This is a genomic window from Luteolibacter yonseiensis (genome assembly GCF_016595465.1).
Classification (GTDB): Bacteria; Verrucomicrobiota; Verrucomicrobiia; order Verrucomicrobiales; family Akkermansiaceae; genus Luteolibacter; species Luteolibacter yonseiensis.
This window is the reverse complement of sequence record NZ_JAENIK010000012.1, coordinates 183,414-203,595: the sequence shown is the minus strand read 5'-3', so window position 1 is coordinate 203,595 and position 20,182 is coordinate 183,414. Positions and strand designations below refer to the sequence as shown.

The 20,182-nt window shown below is 60.6% G+C and carries 17 protein-coding genes; 7 read left to right on the top strand and 10 right to left on the bottom strand.

What is annotated here, in order from left to right:
* Positions 1-67 precede the first annotated feature (67 nt).
* The 6 genes from JIN84_RS16685 to JIN84_RS16660 form a co-directional block, all read right to left on the bottom strand.
* The gene (locus JIN84_RS16685) at positions 68-1,465 is read right to left on the bottom strand and encodes a Gfo/Idh/MocA family protein (protein ID WP_200352204.1); all 1,398 of its coding nucleotides are present in this window, start codon (positions 1,463-1,465) and stop codon (positions 68-70) included.
* Positions 1,466-1,507: 42 nt separating this feature from the next.
* Positions 1,508-2,278, bottom strand: coding sequence for a glucosamine-6-phosphate deaminase (nagB, locus tag JIN84_RS16680; RefSeq protein WP_200352203.1), 771 nt, complete (start codon positions 2,276-2,278; stop codon positions 1,508-1,510).
* A complete protein-coding gene (locus JIN84_RS16675; protein WP_200352202.1) occupies positions 2,278-3,135 on the bottom strand; it encodes a PIG-L deacetylase family protein in 858 nt (285 codons plus the stop codon). Before JIN84_RS16675 ends, nagB begins: the two co-directional genes overlap by 1 nt.
* 5 nt (positions 3,136-3,140) lie before the next feature.
* On the bottom strand, positions 3,141-4,523 hold the full coding sequence (locus JIN84_RS16670; RefSeq protein ID WP_200352201.1) for an ROK family protein: 1,383 nt from the start codon (positions 4,521-4,523) through the stop codon (positions 3,141-3,143).
* A 12-nt stretch (positions 4,524-4,535) separates the two neighbouring features.
* Entirely contained in the window at positions 4,536-6,266 is a 1,731-nt protein-coding gene (locus JIN84_RS16665) for an MFS transporter (protein WP_200352200.1), read from the bottom strand.
* A gap of 110 nt (positions 6,267-6,376) precedes the next feature.
* Positions 6,377-7,360, bottom strand: a complete 984-nt coding sequence (locus JIN84_RS16660) for a LacI family DNA-binding transcriptional regulator (RefSeq protein WP_200352199.1) — start codon at positions 7,358-7,360, stop codon at positions 6,377-6,379.
* 268 nt (positions 7,361-7,628) lie between these two features.
* Here JIN84_RS16660 and JIN84_RS16655 point away from each other — a divergent pair, with 268 nt between their 5' ends.
* The 5 genes from JIN84_RS16655 (at position 7,629) to JIN84_RS16635 (ending at position 13,842) form a co-directional block, all read left to right on the top strand.
* Positions 7,629-8,879, top strand: a complete 1,251-nt coding sequence (locus JIN84_RS16655) for a DUF3472 domain-containing protein (RefSeq protein WP_200352198.1) — start codon at positions 7,629-7,631, stop codon at positions 8,877-8,879.
* Positions 8,880-8,997: 118 nt separating this feature from the next.
* Complete coding sequence (locus tag JIN84_RS16650) at positions 8,998-10,128, top strand: phosphotransferase enzyme family protein (RefSeq protein WP_234043550.1); 1,131 nt, start codon at positions 8,998-9,000, stop codon at positions 10,126-10,128.
* Between the two features lie 11 nt (positions 10,129-10,139).
* Entirely contained in the window at positions 10,140-11,057 is a 918-nt protein-coding gene (locus JIN84_RS16645; protein WP_200352197.1) for an NAD-dependent epimerase/dehydratase family protein, read from the top strand.
* A 100-nt stretch (positions 11,058-11,157) separates the two neighbouring features.
* The gene (locus tag JIN84_RS16640; protein WP_234043549.1) at positions 11,158-12,096 is read left to right on the top strand and encodes a polysaccharide deacetylase family protein; all 939 of its coding nucleotides are present in this window, start codon (positions 11,158-11,160) and stop codon (positions 12,094-12,096) included.
* Positions 12,097-12,114: 18 nt separating this feature from the next.
* A complete protein-coding gene (locus JIN84_RS16635; protein WP_200352196.1) occupies positions 12,115-13,842 on the top strand; it encodes a dynamin family protein in 1,728 nt (575 codons plus the stop codon).
* A 172-nt stretch (positions 13,843-14,014) separates the two neighbouring features.
* Here JIN84_RS16635 and JIN84_RS16630 read toward each other — a convergent pair whose 3' ends face one another.
* Genes JIN84_RS16630 through JIN84_RS16620 form a run of 3 tightly spaced genes read right to left on the bottom strand, consistent with a single transcriptional unit; the run spans position 14,015 to position 17,253 of the window.
* The gene (locus JIN84_RS16630) at positions 14,015-15,124 is read right to left on the bottom strand and encodes a peroxiredoxin family protein (protein ID WP_200352195.1); all 1,110 of its coding nucleotides are present in this window, start codon (positions 15,122-15,124) and stop codon (positions 14,015-14,017) included.
* Between the two features lie 30 nt (positions 15,125-15,154).
* Entirely contained in the window at positions 15,155-16,333 is a 1,179-nt protein-coding gene (dxr, locus tag JIN84_RS16625; RefSeq protein WP_200352194.1) for a 1-deoxy-D-xylulose-5-phosphate reductoisomerase, read from the bottom strand.
* Positions 16,330-17,253 carry a phosphatidate cytidylyltransferase gene (locus JIN84_RS16620; RefSeq protein WP_200352193.1) on the bottom strand — a complete coding sequence of 308 codons (924 nt, stop codon included), beginning with the start codon at positions 17,251-17,253 and terminating at the stop codon, positions 16,330-16,332. Before JIN84_RS16620 ends, dxr begins: the two co-directional genes overlap by 4 nt.
* Positions 17,254-17,391: 138 nt before the next feature.
* On the opposite strand from JIN84_RS16620, the gene JIN84_RS16615 reads away from it, so the two are divergent.
* Entirely contained in the window at positions 17,392-17,877 is a 486-nt protein-coding gene (locus JIN84_RS16615; protein WP_200352192.1) for an EF-hand domain-containing protein, read from the top strand.
* A 151-nt stretch (positions 17,878-18,028) separates the two neighbouring features.
* On the top strand, positions 18,029-18,985 hold the full coding sequence (locus tag JIN84_RS16610) for an endonuclease/exonuclease/phosphatase family protein (RefSeq protein WP_200352191.1): 957 nt from the start codon (positions 18,029-18,031) through the stop codon (positions 18,983-18,985).
* A 49-nt stretch (positions 18,986-19,034) separates the two neighbouring features.
* On the opposite strand, the gene mnmA is transcribed toward JIN84_RS16610, so the two are convergent.
* A complete protein-coding gene (mnmA, locus tag JIN84_RS16605) occupies positions 19,035-20,114 on the bottom strand; it encodes a tRNA 2-thiouridine(34) synthase MnmA (RefSeq protein ID WP_200352190.1) in 1,080 nt (359 codons plus the stop codon).
* Between the last annotated feature and the right edge of the window lie 68 nt (positions 20,115-20,182).

Genomic DNA, 20,182 nt, shown 5'->3' with positions numbered 1-20,182 from the left:
CAACCAATGGGAACCGACAACAACCGGCCTGGGGATCCGGCGTCCGCACGCCGGATCCGTCCACGGGTCAGGAGATCACGCCGAGCGGTTTGGTTGTCTTCCAGCCGCCACGGGTGAAATCAGGAAACACCTGTGACGAGCCGTCCTGTGCGACAGACTTCTCACTCAGAGGACCCACCGCGGACCAGAAACAACCTTCATATACATTCTGATCAAGCGGCTCTCCCTTCCGGAGACACTCGATGATCCGGAACAACATCAGGTAATCCATTCCGCCATGTCCTCCCATCTCTTTCGAAAGCTCGCCCATGCGTTTGTAGAGGGGATGCTCGTATTTGGCGGCGATTTCCTCCCACGCCTCCTCCTCCGCCCACTCGTGATAGCTCTTGGTGACTCCTTCGATCGCGATCCGGTTCGGGAAACCGGCCAGCGTCCCCTTGGTTCCCTGGATCAGGTTGTGCCGCGAATAAGGTCGCGGGGAGGTTTCATCCCATTGCACCATGATGGTGCGGCCGAGCGCCGTCTTGATGATGGAGGTGCTCATGTCGCCACCCTTGAAATCCAGATCCTTGAATTCGGGATTCGTGAGTTTGGTGGATTTCTTCGCATACAACGCCCGGCCTTTGGCAGGTGAGGAAAACGAGACGATCCGGCTGAAGTTGTCCTCCGTCCGGCCGAGATTCATGTATTGCGCCACAGGACCGAGACCGTGGGTCGGATAGAGGTTCCCATTCCGCTTCGCATACTGGAATGTCCGCCACGAACCTGTGGAATCGCCATTTTCCATCTGGCTGCGGAGTTCATGGATATACGCCGCCTCACCATGGAGCAGCTCACCGATGGCGCCCTGGCGGACCATGTTGAGATAGAGCAGTTCCTCGCGTCCATAGTTGACGTTCTCCATCATCATGCAGTGCTTGCCCGTGGCTTCCGAGGTATCGACGATGTCCCACATCTCCTGGATCGTGCAGGCGATGGGAACTTCCGAAAAGGCGTGGGCTCCCGCCTTTATCGCGGCGACGCACATCGGGGCGTGATCGTCCCATGGTGTCACGATGAAAACCGCGTCGGGCTTCGTCTCCGCGAGCATCCTCTTCCATGCCTCCTTGTCGCCGAAGTAGACCTTCGGCTTGTGCCCCGCCTTGGTGACGGCCGCTTCCGATTTTTTCGCCCGGGACTCGACCAGGTCGCAGATGCCAACGAACTCAACACCCTTGAGAGACGCCAGCTGCGCCGCATGGCCGGAGCCCCTCGCACCGACACCAATGATGGCGACCTTCACCGTCTCAAGCTTCGGCGCCGCGAAATCTCCCATGTATTTCGATTGGGAAGGACGCGCGGACGCGCCCTCTCCGCCGGCCTGCGCGGCTGAAAAAGTTGGAAGCGCGGCGATCCCCGCGGTGATTCCGCCGAGGGCCTTGAGAAAATTACGGCGCGGACTGATGGGTGCTGTGGATGGATTCATGGTTCGGGTTTGACAGTTGATTGGTAATGGCTGGTGGTCTGATCAGAAAATCTGCCAGGCGGGCTTGTTCTCATACACCCACCGGTAGTATTCGGCCCGTTGCAGTCCGGAGGCGGCTCCCTCATCAAGACAGACGGTGACGGTCGGATGCATCTGCAGGACAGATGCCGGGTTCACGGAGGCCACGGGTCCCTCCACCGCGCCTGCCACCGCCCCCGCCTTTTGTTCTCCGAATGCGAGAAGCAGGTTGTGCCGCGCTTCCATGATCGTTCCGATCCCCATCGTGATGACATGCTTGGGCACCTCCGCCTCGCTACCGAAGAAGCGGGCGTTGTCCTTGCAGGTCTGCCGGGTCAGGGTCTTGATCCGGGTCCGCGAGGCGAGGGACGAGGTGGGTTCGTTGAACCCGATGTGTCCGTCGCTTCCGATGCCGAGCACCTGCAGGTCGATGCCGCCTTCCTCAAGTATCCGTTTCTCATACGCCTTGCAGGAACCGGGGATGTCCTCCGCGTTTCCATCCGGAATATGGACGTTGTCCGGAGATATGTTGATGTGTTTGAAAAGATTCTCCCACATGAAGCTGTGGTAGGACTGGGAATGCTCCTTCGGCAGGCCGATGTATTCATCAAGATTGAAGGTGCGGACCCGGCTCCAATCGAGCCGCATTCCGACGAGCTTCTGGTAAAGAAGCAGCGGCGTGCTGCCGGTGGCGAGGCCGAGAACCGCATCCGGTTTTTCCGAGAGCAGGCGGGCGATGATCCGGGCGGCGATCTCCGTAGCGGTTTCCCTGGTGGGTTGGATGATGATTTCCATCAGATTTTTCCGAGCCTCTGGTTGAGTTTGTCCCTCACGTCGTTCCGGAACTTTTCGACATGCGCGCAGACATGATCCGCCACATCCAGGGTGTCGTCCTCCACCAGCGGGGTGAGATCCATGCCGAAGATGAGCTGGGTGGAGGCATCGGTCGCGTGGGAGTTGAAGAACGTCGCATTCGCGGCGCGCCGTCCCAGCGTGGCGAGATCGTAGCGCTTCCCTCCGGCGATCTGGGAATCGAACACCCCGTTCAGGGAGGCGGCGAGGTTGTCGCGGTTGCTCACATCCATCAGCAGCTTGTCCTCATCGGACAGCCAGTCGAGACCGCGCCATACCTCGCACCCGATGACCTGCTTCGGCCTTTGTTCGCGGGGCAGTTCCCGCATGGCCAGCAGGGCGGCCACCGCCACTCCGATGTGGGTATCATGCTTGTCCGCCAGATTGTGGGTGTAGACCACATCCGGCCGGGTGGCGGCGAGGATTTCCTTCAGGTCGTTCTTCAACCCCTGCTCCGTCGCGCTCTTCACCACGCTGCTGGGATGGTCGAGCTGGATCATCGCGCTGTAACCGCCGATGACGGCGGCGGTGTTCTGCTCCTGCCGGCGGATCGACATCATTTCCTGGTCGGAAAATCCGGCGTAGGGACCTGTCCGCGAACTGCCCGCCCCGTTGGTGCACGTGACACCGCCGAACCATTGGTCGTCACGGGCGAAGCACCGGAGGATGCCGTGGAATGCCATGAACTCGAGATCGTCCTGGTGGGCGCCGATCCCGAGATGGGTGGTGCGTCGCAAGGCCTCCGCTTCCGGGCTGCCGTCTGGTATGAAGAGTTCCGCGTTGGGTTGGTGAAATTTCATGAAGATCATTTTTTGAATTTTGGAAGGCTGGCAGCTGCCACAGCCTGGCCGACACGGCGCGTCGCCTCGTCCGGCACGTGCATGGTGACGCCTTCCGCGACTTCCGGAAACTCCTGTTTCAGCACCTCGTGGGCTTTCGCCAACACGATGTCCCCTCCCTGGCCTGTTGTCACCCTGCCGAGGATGAGCATGTTCGCGTAGTCGTAAAAATCCGCATAGTGGGGAATCGTATAGCCAAGATAGACACCGATGGTTTCGTAGATTTTCGCCGCCCGTTCGTCACCTTTCGCCATCAGCTTCTGCACCTCCACCAACCGCTCCGGCAGCCCCATCGCATCGGGGAGCCTGATCTTCGCAGCGGGCAGAAGCTTGTTGACCGCCTGTTGTGAGAAATAAAGCGCGCCGACCCCGCGGTCTCCGGACCATTCATCGGCCACCGCGTCCGGATTGTAGTCGGCGGGCGCGAACGCGAGCTCGTTCAACCAACCGAGGATGCGCCCGCGCTTGTCCATGAACCCGGCGGCTTCGCTTGATCCCATCGCGATTCCCAGCATGCCGGGTTGCTTCAGGGAGAGCGCTCCGGCCAGGGCGGTGACATCCCCATCGTTCATCACGACGAGAGGCACGTTCCATTCCTTCTGGATGCGTTTGAAAACCGCCGCCGCCTGCGCGAAGTGTTTTTTCGGAATGGCCCGCAGCAGGGACGCCACCCGGATCTCGTTGTCCACGATGACGCCCGCCGAGCTGCCGCCGATCGCATCCACCCGCGGCATGCAGGCCGCCGCACGGTGCAAGGCCGAGGAGATGTGGTGATAGTGGTACTCCGGATTCGACTGGATCTTCGGGTCCCAAGGGGTTTCGGAAGTGAAGACCGCCTCCCCGTCGATCACGGCGGAAACCTTGTAATCACTCGCGCCGAGGTCGAAGCCGATGCGGCATCCTTTCAGGTGCCCTCCGGCGGCAACCTGCATTTCCTTCGCAGCAGGCACCTTGGAGGCCGTTGTCAGCACCACCTGGAATTTCTCTCCATACGCGAGCTCCATCATCTGGCAGTCGAACTTCCGCGCGCCGCGCGATGAGTATGTCCTGGCGATGACATCCCCGATCGCCTTGGGTCCGCCGAAATGAAGCTTCCAACCACCGCGCGCCCAGATCAGGAACTTCACGATGCGTTCGACGTATCGCAAGGTCTCCGCATCCGCGGACGGCATCACAAGGGTTTCAAAGCGCGAGACCAGTCCGCACTCGCGTTCCAGGCCGATGACCAGAGGAACCGCATTGCCCGAGGCACGGGCGGCTTCCACGTAAGCGCGGTTGAACAGGACCGGTGGCAGGAATCCGTGGTCCAGTGGAGCCCGGATGGCGGGTTTGATTGGGGAGAATGACATGCTGGATCTATATTAAATGGATTTTTTCCCTGCGAAGTGATCTTCGATCTCTTCAAGAGTCCGTCCTTTCGTCTCAGGAAGGAAGAAAGCGGCGGTGATGAAATAGACCACCGTGCAGGCCGCCCAGAAACCGAACATGGCCGAGTAACCGTGGTTGCCAACGATGGGCAGGAAAAAGGCGGCGATGCCCGTGGACACGCCCTGGTTGATGAGCAAGGCGGCCCCCATGCCCACCGAGCGGATGCGGGTGGGCATCAGTTCGGACAACGCCAGCCAAACGCATACGCCGGGTCCGATGGAGAAAAACGCGATGAACACCGCCAGACAGGCAGCGACCAACATTCCCGTCCTCGCGGTCGGCACAGGGCCCGCTTTCGCCCGGACGATCTCCAAAGGTCTTCCCGCGTTTTCCTTATCTCCCGCGGGCAGCGAGATGCTGATGGTGCTGGTCTTCGGATCGTTGCTGATTCCGACTGCCATCGCCTGCTTTTTACCATAGGCATACAAGATGGACAGCTGCATCGGTTGTCCAGGTTCGACGATTTTACCAAGATCCGCGGTAGCGAGATCCACCTGTAGAGAATCCCCCACGATCATCGTCCTGACTTTCTCCGCGACATCGACACGCTTCGACTCGAACGAATAAAACACGGCCGACCCCGCCAGCAGCGAGGCGATGATGCCACCGGTGCCAAGCTTGAGGAGGAACTTCCGCCCCTTCTTGTCCACCAACATCACGGCGACGACGGTCATCACACAGTTGAGGATCTTGATCCACAGGCCGCTTTGCGACGCGGCTTCCGCCGCAAGGCCGGCCTGCTGGAGAATCGTGGTCATGAAACCCAGGATGGAATTGATTCCGGTCGCCTGGTTGCATCCCAGGATCACGCAGGCGATGATGAACGGGACCACATATTTGCGCTGGGTGAAGATCTCACCAAAAGACTCGACCAGCGTGATCTTCGGTTTGGAATGCTCGTGGGCGAGCGAGGTCTCCAGCTCCGCAAGTTCCGCCTCAGCCTCGGCGGGCGTGCGGGAACGCAACATCGCGGTGCGGGCCTGGTCCTTGCGTCCTTTCCGATAAAGCCAGCGGGGAGACTCGGTAATGAAAAAGGCTCCGATCAGAAACAGGATTCCCGGATAAATCACCGCGAGAAACATCCCACGCCACGCATGATCGGAAGCGGCGACGATCGCCTCCTCGTTGCCTTTCGCCAGTTCGATGGCACTCTCGGCGGTTTTCGTATAGTAATCTCCGATGAACGCGGCGAGCACGATGCCGAACGTGAGCATGAACTGGAAGATCGAGGTCCCTTTTCCCCGATTGTTCGCACGGAGGCTTTCAGCAAGATATAGCGGAACCACGACGGCGATCACCCCTCCGCTCATGCCCTGGAGAATCCTTCCCAACAACAGCGGAACATAGGTTTGCGAGGTGAAGATGATGGCGACGCTGGCGACGAACATGACCGCGCTGATCAACATCATCAGCTTGCGCCCCAGCAGGTCGGCGAAAAATCCGGCGATCACGGATGCGAACATGGAGCCACCCAGAACCGCCGCCACGATGACGGACTTGTTCTCCTCGGTCATCGATATCGTTTTTCCGAGATAGCCCAGGGCCGGATCAATGATTCCAATATCGATTCCGTAAAGCAGCCCTCCCATACCCGCAACCAGCAGTAGGAATCGATTGTATGCCACGCTGCCGGAGTTCTCGCCCATCTCAGGATTTTTTGCCATTTGTTTGACTTTCGGGAACATCCTCAAATGCCGCCCCAAGGGCGTCAAGGCAAATTATCTCGTGCTAACGAAAATACGGAGAAACGCTCCTCACATTGCTTTTTTCCGAATCAGTCCCGGATGGATGACTCGCGGATGGCGAGCCTTGGCTCCAGGAACAGCCGTTGGTGCGGAAGGGAATCATCCGCCAGACGCTGATGGAGAAATTTCCATGCGGCGACGCACATTTCCTCCACCGGCTGAACCAAAGTCGTGAGCTGGCGTTCAAGGTACAAGGTATCCTCGATCCCGTCGCAACCGATGAGCGCCACCTGGCCAGGCACCGAAATGCCAACCTCGCGCAGCCCACGGTAGATTCCCAAAGCGACGTCGTCCGAGTGACAGAAAATCGCCTCCGGGATGCCATGCTCGTTCACATATTCCTTGATCAGCTCGCGGGTGATCGGACGCTGCTTCTCGCTGAGCGGGTAGTAAATGAACTCGGCTTTCAGTCCCGCCTCACGCATGGCCTTGACGTAACCGGCCCGGCGGGCCGCGTCCGGCAGATTCTTCCTCACGAAGGTCGCATGGGCGATGCGGCGGTAGCCCGAACCGATCAGATGATCCATCGCCTCCTTCGTGCCCGGTGAGAAATCGACCCGCACATGGTCGGTGTTTTCCGAGAACGAGGTGCCCACACAGACCACGGGGATCGATTTTTTCGCCAGCCCCTCCAGTTCGGCCAGGACCGGCTTGGTCGCATCCACGGCGATGATTCCGTCCACGGGAACGTTCGACCAGACCTGCTTCATGTCCCTTTCGCCCACTTCCGAAATGATCAGTTCCTGCCCGGCGTGCTTCACCAGACGGCCGAGTTCACGGGCGACATGGGTGTAATGGGTCGAAATCTGGTCCGGAATCCACAGGGCGATGATCCCCGCCCGCTTCATCCGCAACGCGCGGGCGTGGGGATTCGGCCGATACCCCATTTCCAGCGCCGCGGCGAGAATCCGCTCGCGGGACTCCTGGGCGACATTGGGATACCCGGCCAGGGCAAAGGTGACGAGCTGGCGTGAGACGCCCAGTTTTTTGGCGATTTGTGCCTGAGTGACCATATAGCGTTGGGGCGATAACAACGGGACAGCTGACCGCAATGCAAGCCCTGAGATTGCATTCCTCAGCATGCCGTAGCATGGATTTCATCCGTCAGGCGTCCCAAAAGACCACCGGCACCGGCAATCACGGCCATCTAACAGGACTCCGTCCGGCGGGTCCGGAGATCTCACAACGGGACAGATTTCCTGTCATTTGAAATTTTCCATAATCCAGGACGTAACGCCGTTCCCCGTCGGAAAATACAATCAACACCACTTGTCCAAGCACATGAAATCATCAATACCCATCCTATGTCTGCCATTCTTCATTGCGGTACAACCCGCCACCGCCGAGGTGATTGTTCCCGCATTCACGGCATATCTGGAACCCGACGCGAACGGAGCGCAGGTTTCGGAAGACCGGGGAATCACAGGCTGGCATGATGAAAAGCTCCGTGTCTCATGGTTCGGAGAATTGAAAAAGGCCGGCAGGCTGACCGCCTCCGTAAAGTTGAAGCTGCCACCTGGCGGAAGCTCGAAACTCCAGCTTTCCATCGACGGTGAAAAGCACCAGGCGCATGCGACCGGAGACACGGCCTCGTTCGGAGAATACAAGATCGGGAAGCCGGGATATGTGAAATTCGAGTTGTCATCATCCAATGATGATGGCGACGCAGGACAGATCCAGTCGCTCCATCTGGAGGGCGAAGCGACCGCCGGCGCCCATTTCAACCTGCTGCCGAGGCGCAACAGCGCTTCCGTGCATCTGGCTTATCCCACTCCGGAGGATGCGAAAATCGCGATGTTCTACAACGAGGCCACCGCCATCGAGGATCCGGTGGCGACGTATTACATGGTGTGCGGATTCAGCCGGGGGTATTTCGGCATGCAGGTGAACTCCCCCACCGAGCGGCGCATCATCTTCTCCGTTTGGGACTCGGGCTCGGGCCAGGATTCGAAGGACCGCAGCACCGTGGCGGAGGAGGACCACACCCGGCTGCTGGCGAAAGGAGAGGGCGTGGAAGCGTCCGTCTTCGGCAACGAGGGCACCGGCGGGCACTCGCATCTCGTTTATCCCTGGAAAACCGGCCAGGCACAGCGCTTTGTCGTGGCGGTGAAACCCGAGGGCACCCACACCACCTACAGCGGCTTCTGGTATCATCCGGATAAAAGGAAGTGGATGCTCATCGCCAGCTTCATCGCTCCCAAGGACGGGAAATGGCTCGGCGGCCTCTATTCGTTCAGCGAAAACTTCAATGGCAACAACGGCCAGCTCCAACGCAAGGCCCTCTTCGGCCCGCAATGGGTGCGCATGGAGAACGGCAGGTGGACCGAACTCATCAAGGCCACCTTCAGCCACGACGGCACGGGAAAAAGCGACCGTCTGGACCGCTTCATGGGCGTGGAGAAGGATCTGTTTTTCCTCTCCCAAGGCGGGTTCGTTTCCGGCAGCACCAAATTCGGCACCCCCTTCACCCGCCCCGCCACACGCAGGGAGCCAAGCGACATCGTCCTTCCCGGACTCGAAACATCCCGCTGATGGACACGACCGCACGCCCACCCGCGCAAGACCGGCGAACCCCGGCCTGATTTTATTTGACATCAAAATTAGCACGAGATAACAAATACCAAAACCGCCGACCGAACCCGTCAAAACCATGGCAGCACCAAACGAAATCCCAAACCTTCGCGAGATCTTCGGACAATTCGACGTCCGGGCGGACTACCTCGCGGGAATCTCCTACGGGTCCGGACATATCAACGACACCTACTGCGTGACCGTCGATCAGGCGGGGAGAAAGAACCTCCGCTACATCTTCCAGCGGATCAACAAACGTGTTTTCAAGAATCCGGCGGCGCTGATGGAAAACATCGGCAGGGTCACCCGCCACTCCCTTGAGAGGCTTCGGGAGGAAGATCATCCGGAAGCCCACCGCCGCACGCTGACCTGCATCCCCGCGCTGACAGGGAAGCCCTATGCGGTCGATGCGAACGATGATTACTGGAGAGTCTATCCATTCATCGAAGGGGCGACGGGCCATGATGAAATCAAGACCAACGAACAGGCGTTCCAGGCGGCCCGCGCGTTTGGAAACTTCCAGAAACTCGCGGCGGGTCTCGGCGGCGGACGCCTTCATGAAACCATACCCGACTTCCATGACACCCCCAAACGGCTGGACGCGCTGCGCAAGGCGGTGGAAGCCGACGCCTTCAACCGGGCGGCGGGCGTGAAGGCTGAAATCGACTTCGCCCTCGCGCGGGCTTCGGATTGCGCGAGGATCACCGGCCTCATCGCGACGGGGGAGATTCCCGAACGGGTGACCCATAACGACACCAAGCTGAACAATGTGCTGCTTGATGATGTGACGGCGGAAGGCGTCTGTGTGATCGACCTGGACACGACGATGCCCGGTTCCGCCCTCTATGATTTCGGTGACATGGTCAGGACGGCGGCCACCAGCCATCGGGAGGATTCCACGGACACCGGCAATCTCGAAGTGCGGCTCGACCGCTTCGAAGCCCTGGTCCGGGGATATCTCGACAGCACGCGTTCATTCCTGACGCCTGCGGAACTCGACCATCTGGCGTTCTCGGGAAAACTCCTCACTCTCGAGTGCGGGATCCGCTTCCTGACAGACCACCTCCAGGGAGATATCTATTTCAAAACGAAACATCCGACACACAATCTTGATCGCTGCCGCAACCAGTTCACCTTTGTCGCGGCGATCGAAAGAAACCTGTCCGGGATGGAAGCGATGGTCGCCTCCCATTCCTGCCAGATGGCATGACAAGAACCGACATGAAAATCCTAGTCACCGGAGGATCCGGATTCATCGGCTCCCACATCGTGGAGCTATACCAGGACACGGCGGAGGAAATACGCGTGCTCGACAATCTCCGCACCGGCTACCGCCACAATTTGGATGGACTGCGCCACACGTTCATCCAGGGCTCGATCACCGACCGCGATACCGTGAGGGAGGCAGTGAAGGGCGTGGACTATATCTTCCACCTTGCCGCCTTGGTGAGCGTTCCCGAGTCGATGTCGAAACCGGGAGAGTGCGTCGACATCAATGTCCATGGACTGCTGAACGTTTTGGAAGAAGCGTCCGCCGCCGGGGTGAAAAAGCTCGTCTTCGCCTCGTCGGCCGCGGTGTATGGCGACAACCCTGTGGTGCCGAAGGTGGAATCCATGACCCCGGAACCAAAAAGCCCCTATGCGGTCACAAAGCTGGATGGAGAGTATTATCTGGGCATGTTCCAGCGCGAAGGCCGGCTGGAAACGGCCGCAATCCGCTTCTTCAACGTATTCGGTCCGCGTCAGAATCCCAAGGGGGCCTACGCCGCCGCCATCCCGATCTTCATCGAAAAGGCCGTGGCCGGCGAAGACATCACCGTCTTCGGTGACGGCGGGCAGACGAGGGACTTCATTTACGTGAAGGACATCGCGGGAGCTCTCGCCTTCGCTGTCGAAACTCCCGGAGTGACCGGTGTTTTCAACGCGGGCTACGGTGGCCAGATCACCATCAATGATCTGGCGGAGCGGCTGATCTCCGCGGCAGGATCGACATCGGTGGTGCTCCACGCTCCCGAACGGGCGGGAGACGTGCGCCATTCAAGGGCCGGCGCGGACAAGCTGCGGGAGGCCGGCTGGGTTCCCCGTCACACGCTGGAGGAAGGGCTGGACAGAACGCTGGATTTTTTCCGGGCGAAGTGAGCGATCCGGTGGTAGCGTCGCCGCGTCACGAAAACGAAGCGTGACATCGACACCGCAGATCCCTAACTTTTCCGAAACTTCTCCTCGCTCCACCGCTCTTATGGAAAATCCCCTTCATACCCTCGGCCACAGGTTCCTGCAAAACACGATGATGGCCGATTCCGAGGAACCGACCATGCTTTCCAGCCTCACGCGCCGTGGATTCCTCGCCGCCACCGCCACCCTCGCGAGCTGCACGCCCGCCGAACCGCTCCGTCCGAAGGTCCCCCCCACCCCATCCGGAGCTGCTCCCGTCAAAACCCAGTCCAACTCGGCCTACCGCACCCCACCGGTGAAAGGCCCGGTGCCGCGCAATCCCGACATCGCCCAGAGTTCCAATTTCTCAAGCAGCTCCGGCATCTCATTCTCCCGTGTCCTCGTCTCGGGCAACTACGTCGCCATGACCTTCGACGACGGCCCGCATCCGCAGAACACCCCGCGCCTGCTCGACATGCTGCGCGCGCGGAACATCAAGGCCACCTTCTACGTCATCGGCCGCAGCGTGGACCAGTATCCCCAGGTTGTCCGCCGCACGGTGGCCGAGGGACATGAGATCGGCAACCACACCCATACCCACCGGCTGCTGAGCAAGCTCAGCGACGCTGAAGTCCGCTCCGAACTGACCCGCTGCCGCGACGCCGTGGGCCGCGCCGCGGGAGTCCAGCCACGCACCATGCGCCCGCCCTACGGCGGCCTGCTGCAGCGGCAGCGCGAGTGGGTCCATGCCGAATTCGACTACCCCACCATCCTTTGGTCGGTCGATCCTCTCGACTGGAAGCGCCCCGGTGCCGGAGTCATCTCTTCCCGCATCCTCGGCGGAGCCTCGGCCGGCGGCATCATCCTCGCGCACGACCTCCACGCCCAGACGGTGGACGCCATGCCCGCCACGCTGGACGGACTGCTCCGCCGTGGGTTCAAGTTCGTCACCGTTTCCCAACTGCTGGCGATGAAAACCACCGCTCCTACCGCCCAAGCAAGCGAAGCGCCTGCCAATTCCTGATTTCTCACATTCCAGGCCGTGAGTTACACCATGTTCGGCGAGCGCTACTTCGCGACGCGGGAGCGGCTTGCCGGGGTCATGCGCGGCATCGTCGACCTCGCGGCGGATACCGGAACCGATCTCGGTGACAAGCTCCCCCTCGCGGAAATCGAGAGCGGTCTCGGAGCCCCCTTTCTTTTTGTCGTCTGTGGCGAGGTGAACGCGGGAAAATCCTGCCTTCTCAACGGACTCTTCGGACAGGATCTCTGCCGGGTGAACGTCCTGCCGGAAACGGACCGCGTCCTCTGGTACAAGTATGGTGCCACGGCCCGTGACGCGCCCGCCACACCGCTTCTGGAGGAACGGTTCAGGCCGTCCGACGTTCTCCGGGATTTCCATGTCATCGACACTCCCGGCACGAACTCCGCCGTGGAGGGACACCAGCAGATCACCGCCAGATTCCTACCTTCCGCGGATCTCATCCTCTTTGTGTTCCCCGTCTCGAATCCCTGGGGGGCCGCCACCTGGAATTTCATTTCCGAACTCTCCGCTGAAGATCTGGAGCGTGTGGTCCTCATCATCCAGCAGGCCGACCAACGCGAATCGGTCGATCTCGATGTGATCCGCGGCCACATGACGGATCTGGCGATGAAACGCATCGGCCGCACTCCGCCAATCTTCGCGGTTTCGGCAAAAAACGCCTGCGAGGCGAAGCGCGCCACCCCCTTCGCCCGCGCCCAATTCCAGAAAAGCGGTTTCCCCGAGCTGGAAAACCACATTTCCCGAAAGATCTGCGAATCTCCCGCGCGCAAGAGCGTGCTTCATTCCTGGCGTGGCCAAGCGGCCTCCGCGCTCCACGCGGTGGAGGATCACATTGACAATCTGAGCCACAGCCTCAAGACCCAAGGCAGGTTCCTCGATACCACGGAGCGGGAAATCGACGACATCCGCGAACGGTTCGTGGTCCGCCTTCCCACCCACCTCAACGGCGTGGCGGAAGTCTTCGAAACCGAGGCCGTCTGGGTCTCGAAAGTGCTCCACCGCCGGCTGGCCGCCGCACCTTCCTTCGTCCGGCTCTTCATCGGGGATCGGACCGGACAGAAGATGGAAACACTCTTCATTGAGAGGCTGCAGACCGCTGTCGAGGCGGTGGCCGAGAAAGACGGCGTGGAAGTTGTCGAATTCTGCCACCACCACTGGCAGGAACTCGGTGCGCGCGTGCGCGAGGCCATGGGCATCGACCTGCGGAGCTCGCTGCCCATCGATGAAACACTCGGCACCGCGAAAAACCGCTTCATCCTCCGGCTCGGCCGCGCCGCACGCCAGGGAATCGGGAATCTGAAAGTCCGCAACCAGCTCGACAAGGACATCCGCCGCAGGAACATCGCGCTGAAGTCGTTCACCTTCATGACACTCCTGCTGACCACCATCGGAGCGAGTTGCGGCGCTCTGGGTCTGCCATGGATACCGGGCATTCTCTGCACCCTCGCCGGACTTTTCCTCATCGGTGGCGTTCTCACCGCATGGGTCACGCGGAAGAGCATCACGGCGGAATTCCAACAACGGCTGCTCGACACCTGCGGCGGCTTTGCCAGCACCCTGCGTTCGGATTACGAGGAAGCGCTCCGCATCGTCTTCCAGGATTACGCCAGTTCGCTCACCGCCGTCCATACCCACCTCGCCCGCGAAAAGCTCACCATCGAACCGAAACTCAAGCGCTGGCAGGAGCTTTTCCTGACGCTGAAGGCGATCGAGCAGGAGCTGTGAACCCCGTGTCCCGCAAAGCCTATATACTAGGTTAATAGTAATTCATCCGCCACCGCTCCAATGTTTCGGACCGAGGGAGGATTGCTCCGATTCCTGATGACCCGGATGAGACCTTTCCGGCTTCTTCCGGGAAGCAGAGGGCGTTTCCACCCCCGATAAAAACATCCCGCGCTCAGCGGCCGGGCTTCGCCGGTTTGGCACCCGTTTTCATCTCTTCGAGAAGCGCCGCCGCGGTCAGTTCGACAAATGATCCCGGGGCGCCCGCGTAGTGGACCTTGCGTTCCCCATCCAGCACATAAGCCAGAGGCCAGACACCGACCCGGTATTCGACCGCAAGCTTGTTTTCAGGATCGGAAAAATTGGTCCATGGAACGGTGCCGTCCGCTTGAAGGGTGCGGAGTTTCTCCAAGGGGTCGTTGTTCACTCCGATGAAAACCACCGGATCCCCCCTGAACTTCACTTCCATGGCGGTGGTGATCTCCACCACGCGCTTGGCATCCGGCACGTTGCTGTTCCAGAAAAGGAGCACGACGATTTTACCCTTGTGGGCTTCCAAAGAAAGCGCCCGGCCCGCGGAGTCCGTTCCGACAAGATTCGGCGCCACCCGGCCTTTGGTCAGGAAGCGGATGATGTAAAGCTCGTCCTCCGCGCGCTTGGCGACCGTCGTGCCGTCAAGGTCGACATCCGAACTTTGGATGATCGCCTTGCGGAGAAGCGTCAGACGCTTGCGCATGATCTCTCCGTCATCTCCCAAGGTCTTGAGCTGCATGGCGGCACCGAGCGCGGCGAGCCCCTGGATCTTGGGATCCGGGTGGCCTGATTCGATTTTCTCCAACACGGCCAACGACCGGGGATCGTTGCTGAAGGCGAGGGCTCCGCACACCGGGGCGATCTTCGGGCTCTTGAGATGGTAGGTCTCGATCGCCTTGCGGATGGCTTCGATTTCCTTGCCGAAAATCGGTTTTGGCACTCCCGTCGCGTCGGTGGCGAGCAAGCCCGGTGTGGTGCGGAGGAACCACGCCGCCGGAGCAAGCGTCCAATCCTGATCCAGCGACGAGCCGATGGCGGTCCACATCTCGCGCGCTGCGGGTGTGGCATCGGGACGGCTGTTCCATGCCTTCTGGCGTTGCTCGGGCGTGGTGGCGACGCGCATTTCCAACGACCAGTTGTCGAGCTTGAGCTGATAGGTCTTCTGGATGCGCTGGGCATCCGCCGGTGCGGCGAAAACCTGCGGAGCGGCCAGCAGGAGTGACAGGACTGTGATGCGGCTCAATCGGTTCATGGAGGAAGAATGGTAGACAGGCGGGGGAAATCAAGCGAGTCCCGCGACAAACGCGGCGGCGGTCTCGCGGGCCCACAGATCCGCGGTCACCACGGAGTCGAGGGTGTCGGACGGTTTCACCACGTGGGCGTCCATCGCGGCGGCGACACATTTCCAAATGCCCGGAAAGGGAATTTTCTCCGCCCGGAAGGCGTCCACCGCGACCTCGTTCGCCGCGTTGAACACCGCGGGCAGAGTGCCTCCCGTGCCGCCCGCCCTCCGGGCGAGGTCGAGCGCGGGAAAATCCGCGGTGCGCGGGGCTTCGAATTCCAACCTGGCGAGCGTGGGGAAATCCAGCGGCTTCAGCCCTCCCTTCACCCGCCTCGGCCAGGTAAGCGCGTATTGGATGGGGAAACACATGTCCGTGCGGCTGAGCTGCGCCAGGATCGAGCCATCGATGAACTCGACCATCGAATGGACGATGCTCTGCGGATGCACCACCACATCGATGCGGTCCATCCCGATTCCGAACAACCAGCGCGCCTCGATCATTTCCAGCCCCTTGTTGAAAAGGGTCGCGGAGTCGATGGTGATCTTCGGTCCCATCTCCCAGGTGGGATGCCTGAGCGCTTGGGCGAGCGTGACGTCCGCGATCTGATCGGATGGCAGGGTCCGGAAGGGACCGCCCGAAGCGGTCAGAATAAGCCGGGAAACCTCGTTTTCACCGCCGCGATGGCCGTCGAGACACTGGAAAATCGCGTTGTGCTCGCTGTCCACGGGCAGGAGTTTCACTCCCCGTTTTTCGGCGGCGGCGGTGACGATTTCCCCGGCCATGACAAGAATCTCCTTTGAAGCGATCGCAAGATCCTTCCCGGCCTCGATGGCGGCTAGGGCGGGATAAAGCCCCGCGGTGCCGACGATGGCGACCAGCACCACATCCGCATCCGCCAGCGTGGCGAGTTCCAACAAACCGTCAGGACCCGGATAAATATTCACATCCTCCGGAACCAGGGCGCGCAGTTCGGCCTCCTTGGTTTCGTCGTAGATCGCCACATGCCGGACACCGGTTTCACGGACCTGGGCGGCGAGTTTTCCCACATTTCCGCACGCGGCGAGCGCGATGATCTCGATCTGCTCCGGAAGCTCTTCCGCAACCTTGAGCGAGGAACAGCCGATGGAGCCCGTGGACCCCAGCAGCACGACGCGGCGTTTCACTGGCAGATCACTCATGCGGCGGGGAGCAGGACCCATTTCAGATAGAAATACAGGGCGGGTGCGGTGAAGCAGATGCTGTCGATGAGGTCGAGCGATCCACCGATGCCGGGCAGCATGCTGCCGGAATCCTTCGCATTGATCGCACGCTTGAGCACGCTTTCCGCAAGATCACCGATGACCGCCAGAATCGACAGCAGGAAGCCGAGGAAAACCACATGGCCCCAGTTCTTGAAAAAGCCGAGGTGATCCGGAAACAGGGCATACAATCCGCAGGCGGCGAGTTGGGAGAAAAGCAGGGCGCCACCGAAACCCTCCCAGGTTTTTCCCGGACTCACGTGCGGGATCATCTTGTGGCGGCCGATCATGGAACCGACGATGTAGGCGCCCATGTCGGTGAATTTCGTCACGGCGAGCAGCCAGAGCAGCAGGAAGGCACCGGAATGGCCGACAAGGCCCGGCACTGAATTCGCGCCCGGTGCCATGAACGTGACGCGGGTGGCGAAGTTGAACAGAAGCGCGATGTAAACAAAGCCCAACAGGTTCACCGCCACCGCCTGCAGGGATTCCAATCCACGGATCGGGTGGCGGAGCTGCAGGGTGAAGGGCACCGCCACGGCCAGGAAAACATAAAGCGCGTCCATGTCGGTCGGGAGAGAGGTCCCGCCTTTCACGAAATGCCAGGAAAGCACACCGCAATAGATGGCCGCCAGCGCGATGCCGAAGCAAGGGAAGCATTTCACCGCCGCCGCGCGCATCATTTTGAAATATTCGATGGTGGCGATCATCGTCAGAACCGCCATCAATCCGAGCATTCCCCAGGATTTCCCGCTGACGAAGATCGCGGTGACAAGCCCCCACAGGAAGAGCGTGCTGGCACTTCGCCGGAGGAAGACGATGGCCTTGGATTGTGCGGGAGGCGTCGGGTGGGCTGCCATTTACTGAAGGAATCCAAGACGGGTCCGGCGGGTGTGGCAACTCATTCCACACACCGGTGCGCAACCTTTTTCCAGAACCGTGGTTTGAAGGGCATGCGGGACCTCGAAACGGTCTCCAGATTCCAACCGAACCAATTGATGAAAACCACCACATTCCTTACCCTCGGTGCCATCCTCGGTACCGCAGCATTCGCCACCGCCCAGGACGAGAAGCCGAAGCGCGAGCAACGCGAACTCCCTGCCGAAGTCGTGAAGAAGTATGACAAGGACGGCGACGGCAAGCTCTCCGACGAAGAGCGCAAGGCCTTCCAAGCCGACCGCAAGGCCGAACAGGAAAAGCGCCAGGCCGAACTCATCAAGAAGTTCGACAAGGACGGAGACGGCAAGCTTTCCGAAGAGGAGAACAAGGCCGTTCGCGCCGAGTTCCAAGCCAAGCGCAAGGCACTCCTCGAAAAATACGACGCCGACAAGGACGGCAAGCTCGGACCTGAGGAAATCAAGGCCGCCCGTGACGCTGGCGAGGAAATCCCGTTCGGCGGTCGCGGTGGTCCGGGAGGCCCCGGTGGTCGCCGTGGCGGCCCAGAAGGCAAAGGCCAGGAAGGCCAGCCACCAGCAGGCGAGTGATCTGAAACAAGCTCATGGCAGCCCATGGGAGACGCTCCGCGTTTCCCATGGGCTTTTCCATTTTTCAGACGAAACACTCCTGCTGCTCCGACTTGTGACTAGGTCCGGATTTACCGTGTGTTGCGGGTTTTTTCTCCCCTAGAATCCCGACATGACGAACACGCGCCTGATTTTTCCGATGCTGCTCCTCTCCACATTTTTCACCCCTGGCGCGGGTGCGGAAGAAAAAGGTGCCGAGCTTTCCGTGATGACCTTCAACTGCTGGTACCAATTCACCAAAGTCAATGGCGGCATCACAAAAGCGGTTGCTTCGATCAAGGAGGCCGGTGCGGATGTCATCGGGCTGCAGGAATGTTCCGTGGAAACCGCCGACAAACTCGCGGCGGAGCTTGGATTCCATCGTGCGAAATCCGGTTCGGGCGGAGCGCAGATCGTCAGCCGCCATCCGATTCTCGAAACATTCGATGTCGGTGGCATCGACCCGGCGCGCGCCGTCGCGGCGAAGATCCATATGGATGGGAAACCCGGCCACGATTTCATCCTCTTCAACATCCATCTGGATGCCGGGCATTACGGTCCCTACGCCGCCCGACCGACGGGTTCGACTTCGGAACAGGTCATGGCGGAGGAGCGGAAATCACAGCGGACCAGGCAGATCACCGGCATCCTGGAATCCATGGCCACCCACCTCGCCCAAAGCGACGCCACCCCTGTGTTCCTCACAGGCGATTTCAACTCGCCCTCCCATCTCGACCGGGTGGAAAAAACCACCTCCAGCCACCCGGGCATCACCTCCATGCCGTGGCCGGCCACAGTCCTCCCCTTCCAAGCCGGACTCGTGGATTCCTTCCGGTTGTTGCATCCGGATCCCGTCGAAACGCCCGGCACCACTTGGTCAACCATCCACAAGGAAGGCGAACCACAGGACCGCATCGACTACATCTTCCACAAGGGGAAGGGCATCCGGCCCATCACTTCCCGCGTCTTCGCCGGAAAAGCGGGCAAAACCATCGGTGAATGGGGCTGCGACATCTCCCCCGTCGTGGACAACCCCTGGCCCTCCGACCATGCGGCGGTGGTGACCGTTTACCGATTCGGGCCGAAGTAACAACGGTTTCCCGAATGGATGGACTTGCCATGACGGCCCCCTGCATTCCTCACTCCGTGCTCTCGAACACCCCTCCCCCCAGCAACCGTCCTCCATCATAGAAGGCGCAGATCTGGCCGGGGGCGATGGCCCGTTGCGGGCGCTGGAATTTCAATCTCACCCTGCCTTCCTCCAAGGGCTCCAGCACGGCGGATTCCGCCTTGGCCCGGTAGCGGGGCTGGGCTTCGACCGGGCGCTTTTTATCGAAGGGTTCGTTCAGGGTGGAAATGGTTCCGACGACGCACGAGGTGATATAGAGTCCTGCGGATTCGGGATCATCCCAACCGACGATGAGCTGGTTCTTGGACGGATTTTTCCCAACGACCACATAGGCCATGCCGTCACGCGGCGAGGCGACTCCGTGGCCTTTCCGTTGGCCGAGGGTGTAGAGGTGGAGACCGCGGTGCTCACCGAGCACTTTTCCGGAGAGATCAACGATCTCACCCGGTGTGTCGGCGACATAGTGACGGAGGAAGTCGCTCATCTTCACCTGTCCGAGGAAACAGATTCCCTGGCTGTCCTTTTTCTCCGCCACGGGGAGATTGAAGCGCCGCGCGACCTCCCGCACCTCCGGCTTGAGCATTTCCCCGGTGGGAAACAACGCGTGCGCCGCCTGCTGTTGGGTCATGAGGGACAGGAAATAGCTCTGGTCCTTGTTCGGATCCGCGCCACGCAGGATGGCAGCCTGGCCGCTCGGGAGAATCCGATGGCGGGCGTAATGTCCGGTGGCGACGTGCTCGAATCCCTGGGAAAGCGCGTAGTCCAGAAAGACGCCGAATTTCATCTCACGGTTGCACCAGACGTCGGGATTCGGCGTGATCCCGGAGCGGTAGCCCTCCACAAGGTAGTCCACGATGCGGTCCTTGTAGGAATCGATGAGGTCGATGACCCGGAACTCGATACCCAGCGACTTCGCCACGGCGCGGCCATCCTCGATGTCCTGTTCCCACGGGCAATCGCCGGGAATTCCTTCATCGTTCACCCAGTTTTTCATGTATCCCGCCGCAACCTCGTGGCCCTGCTCGACCATCAGCGCCGCCGCGACCGCGCTATCAACGCCGCCTGAGAGTCCTACCAACACCTTCGCCATGCGCGGAGGATCAGGCTAAAAGAGGGTGCTGGCAAGCGGAAGAGAGCACGGCCGGCTCCGGCTTCTCC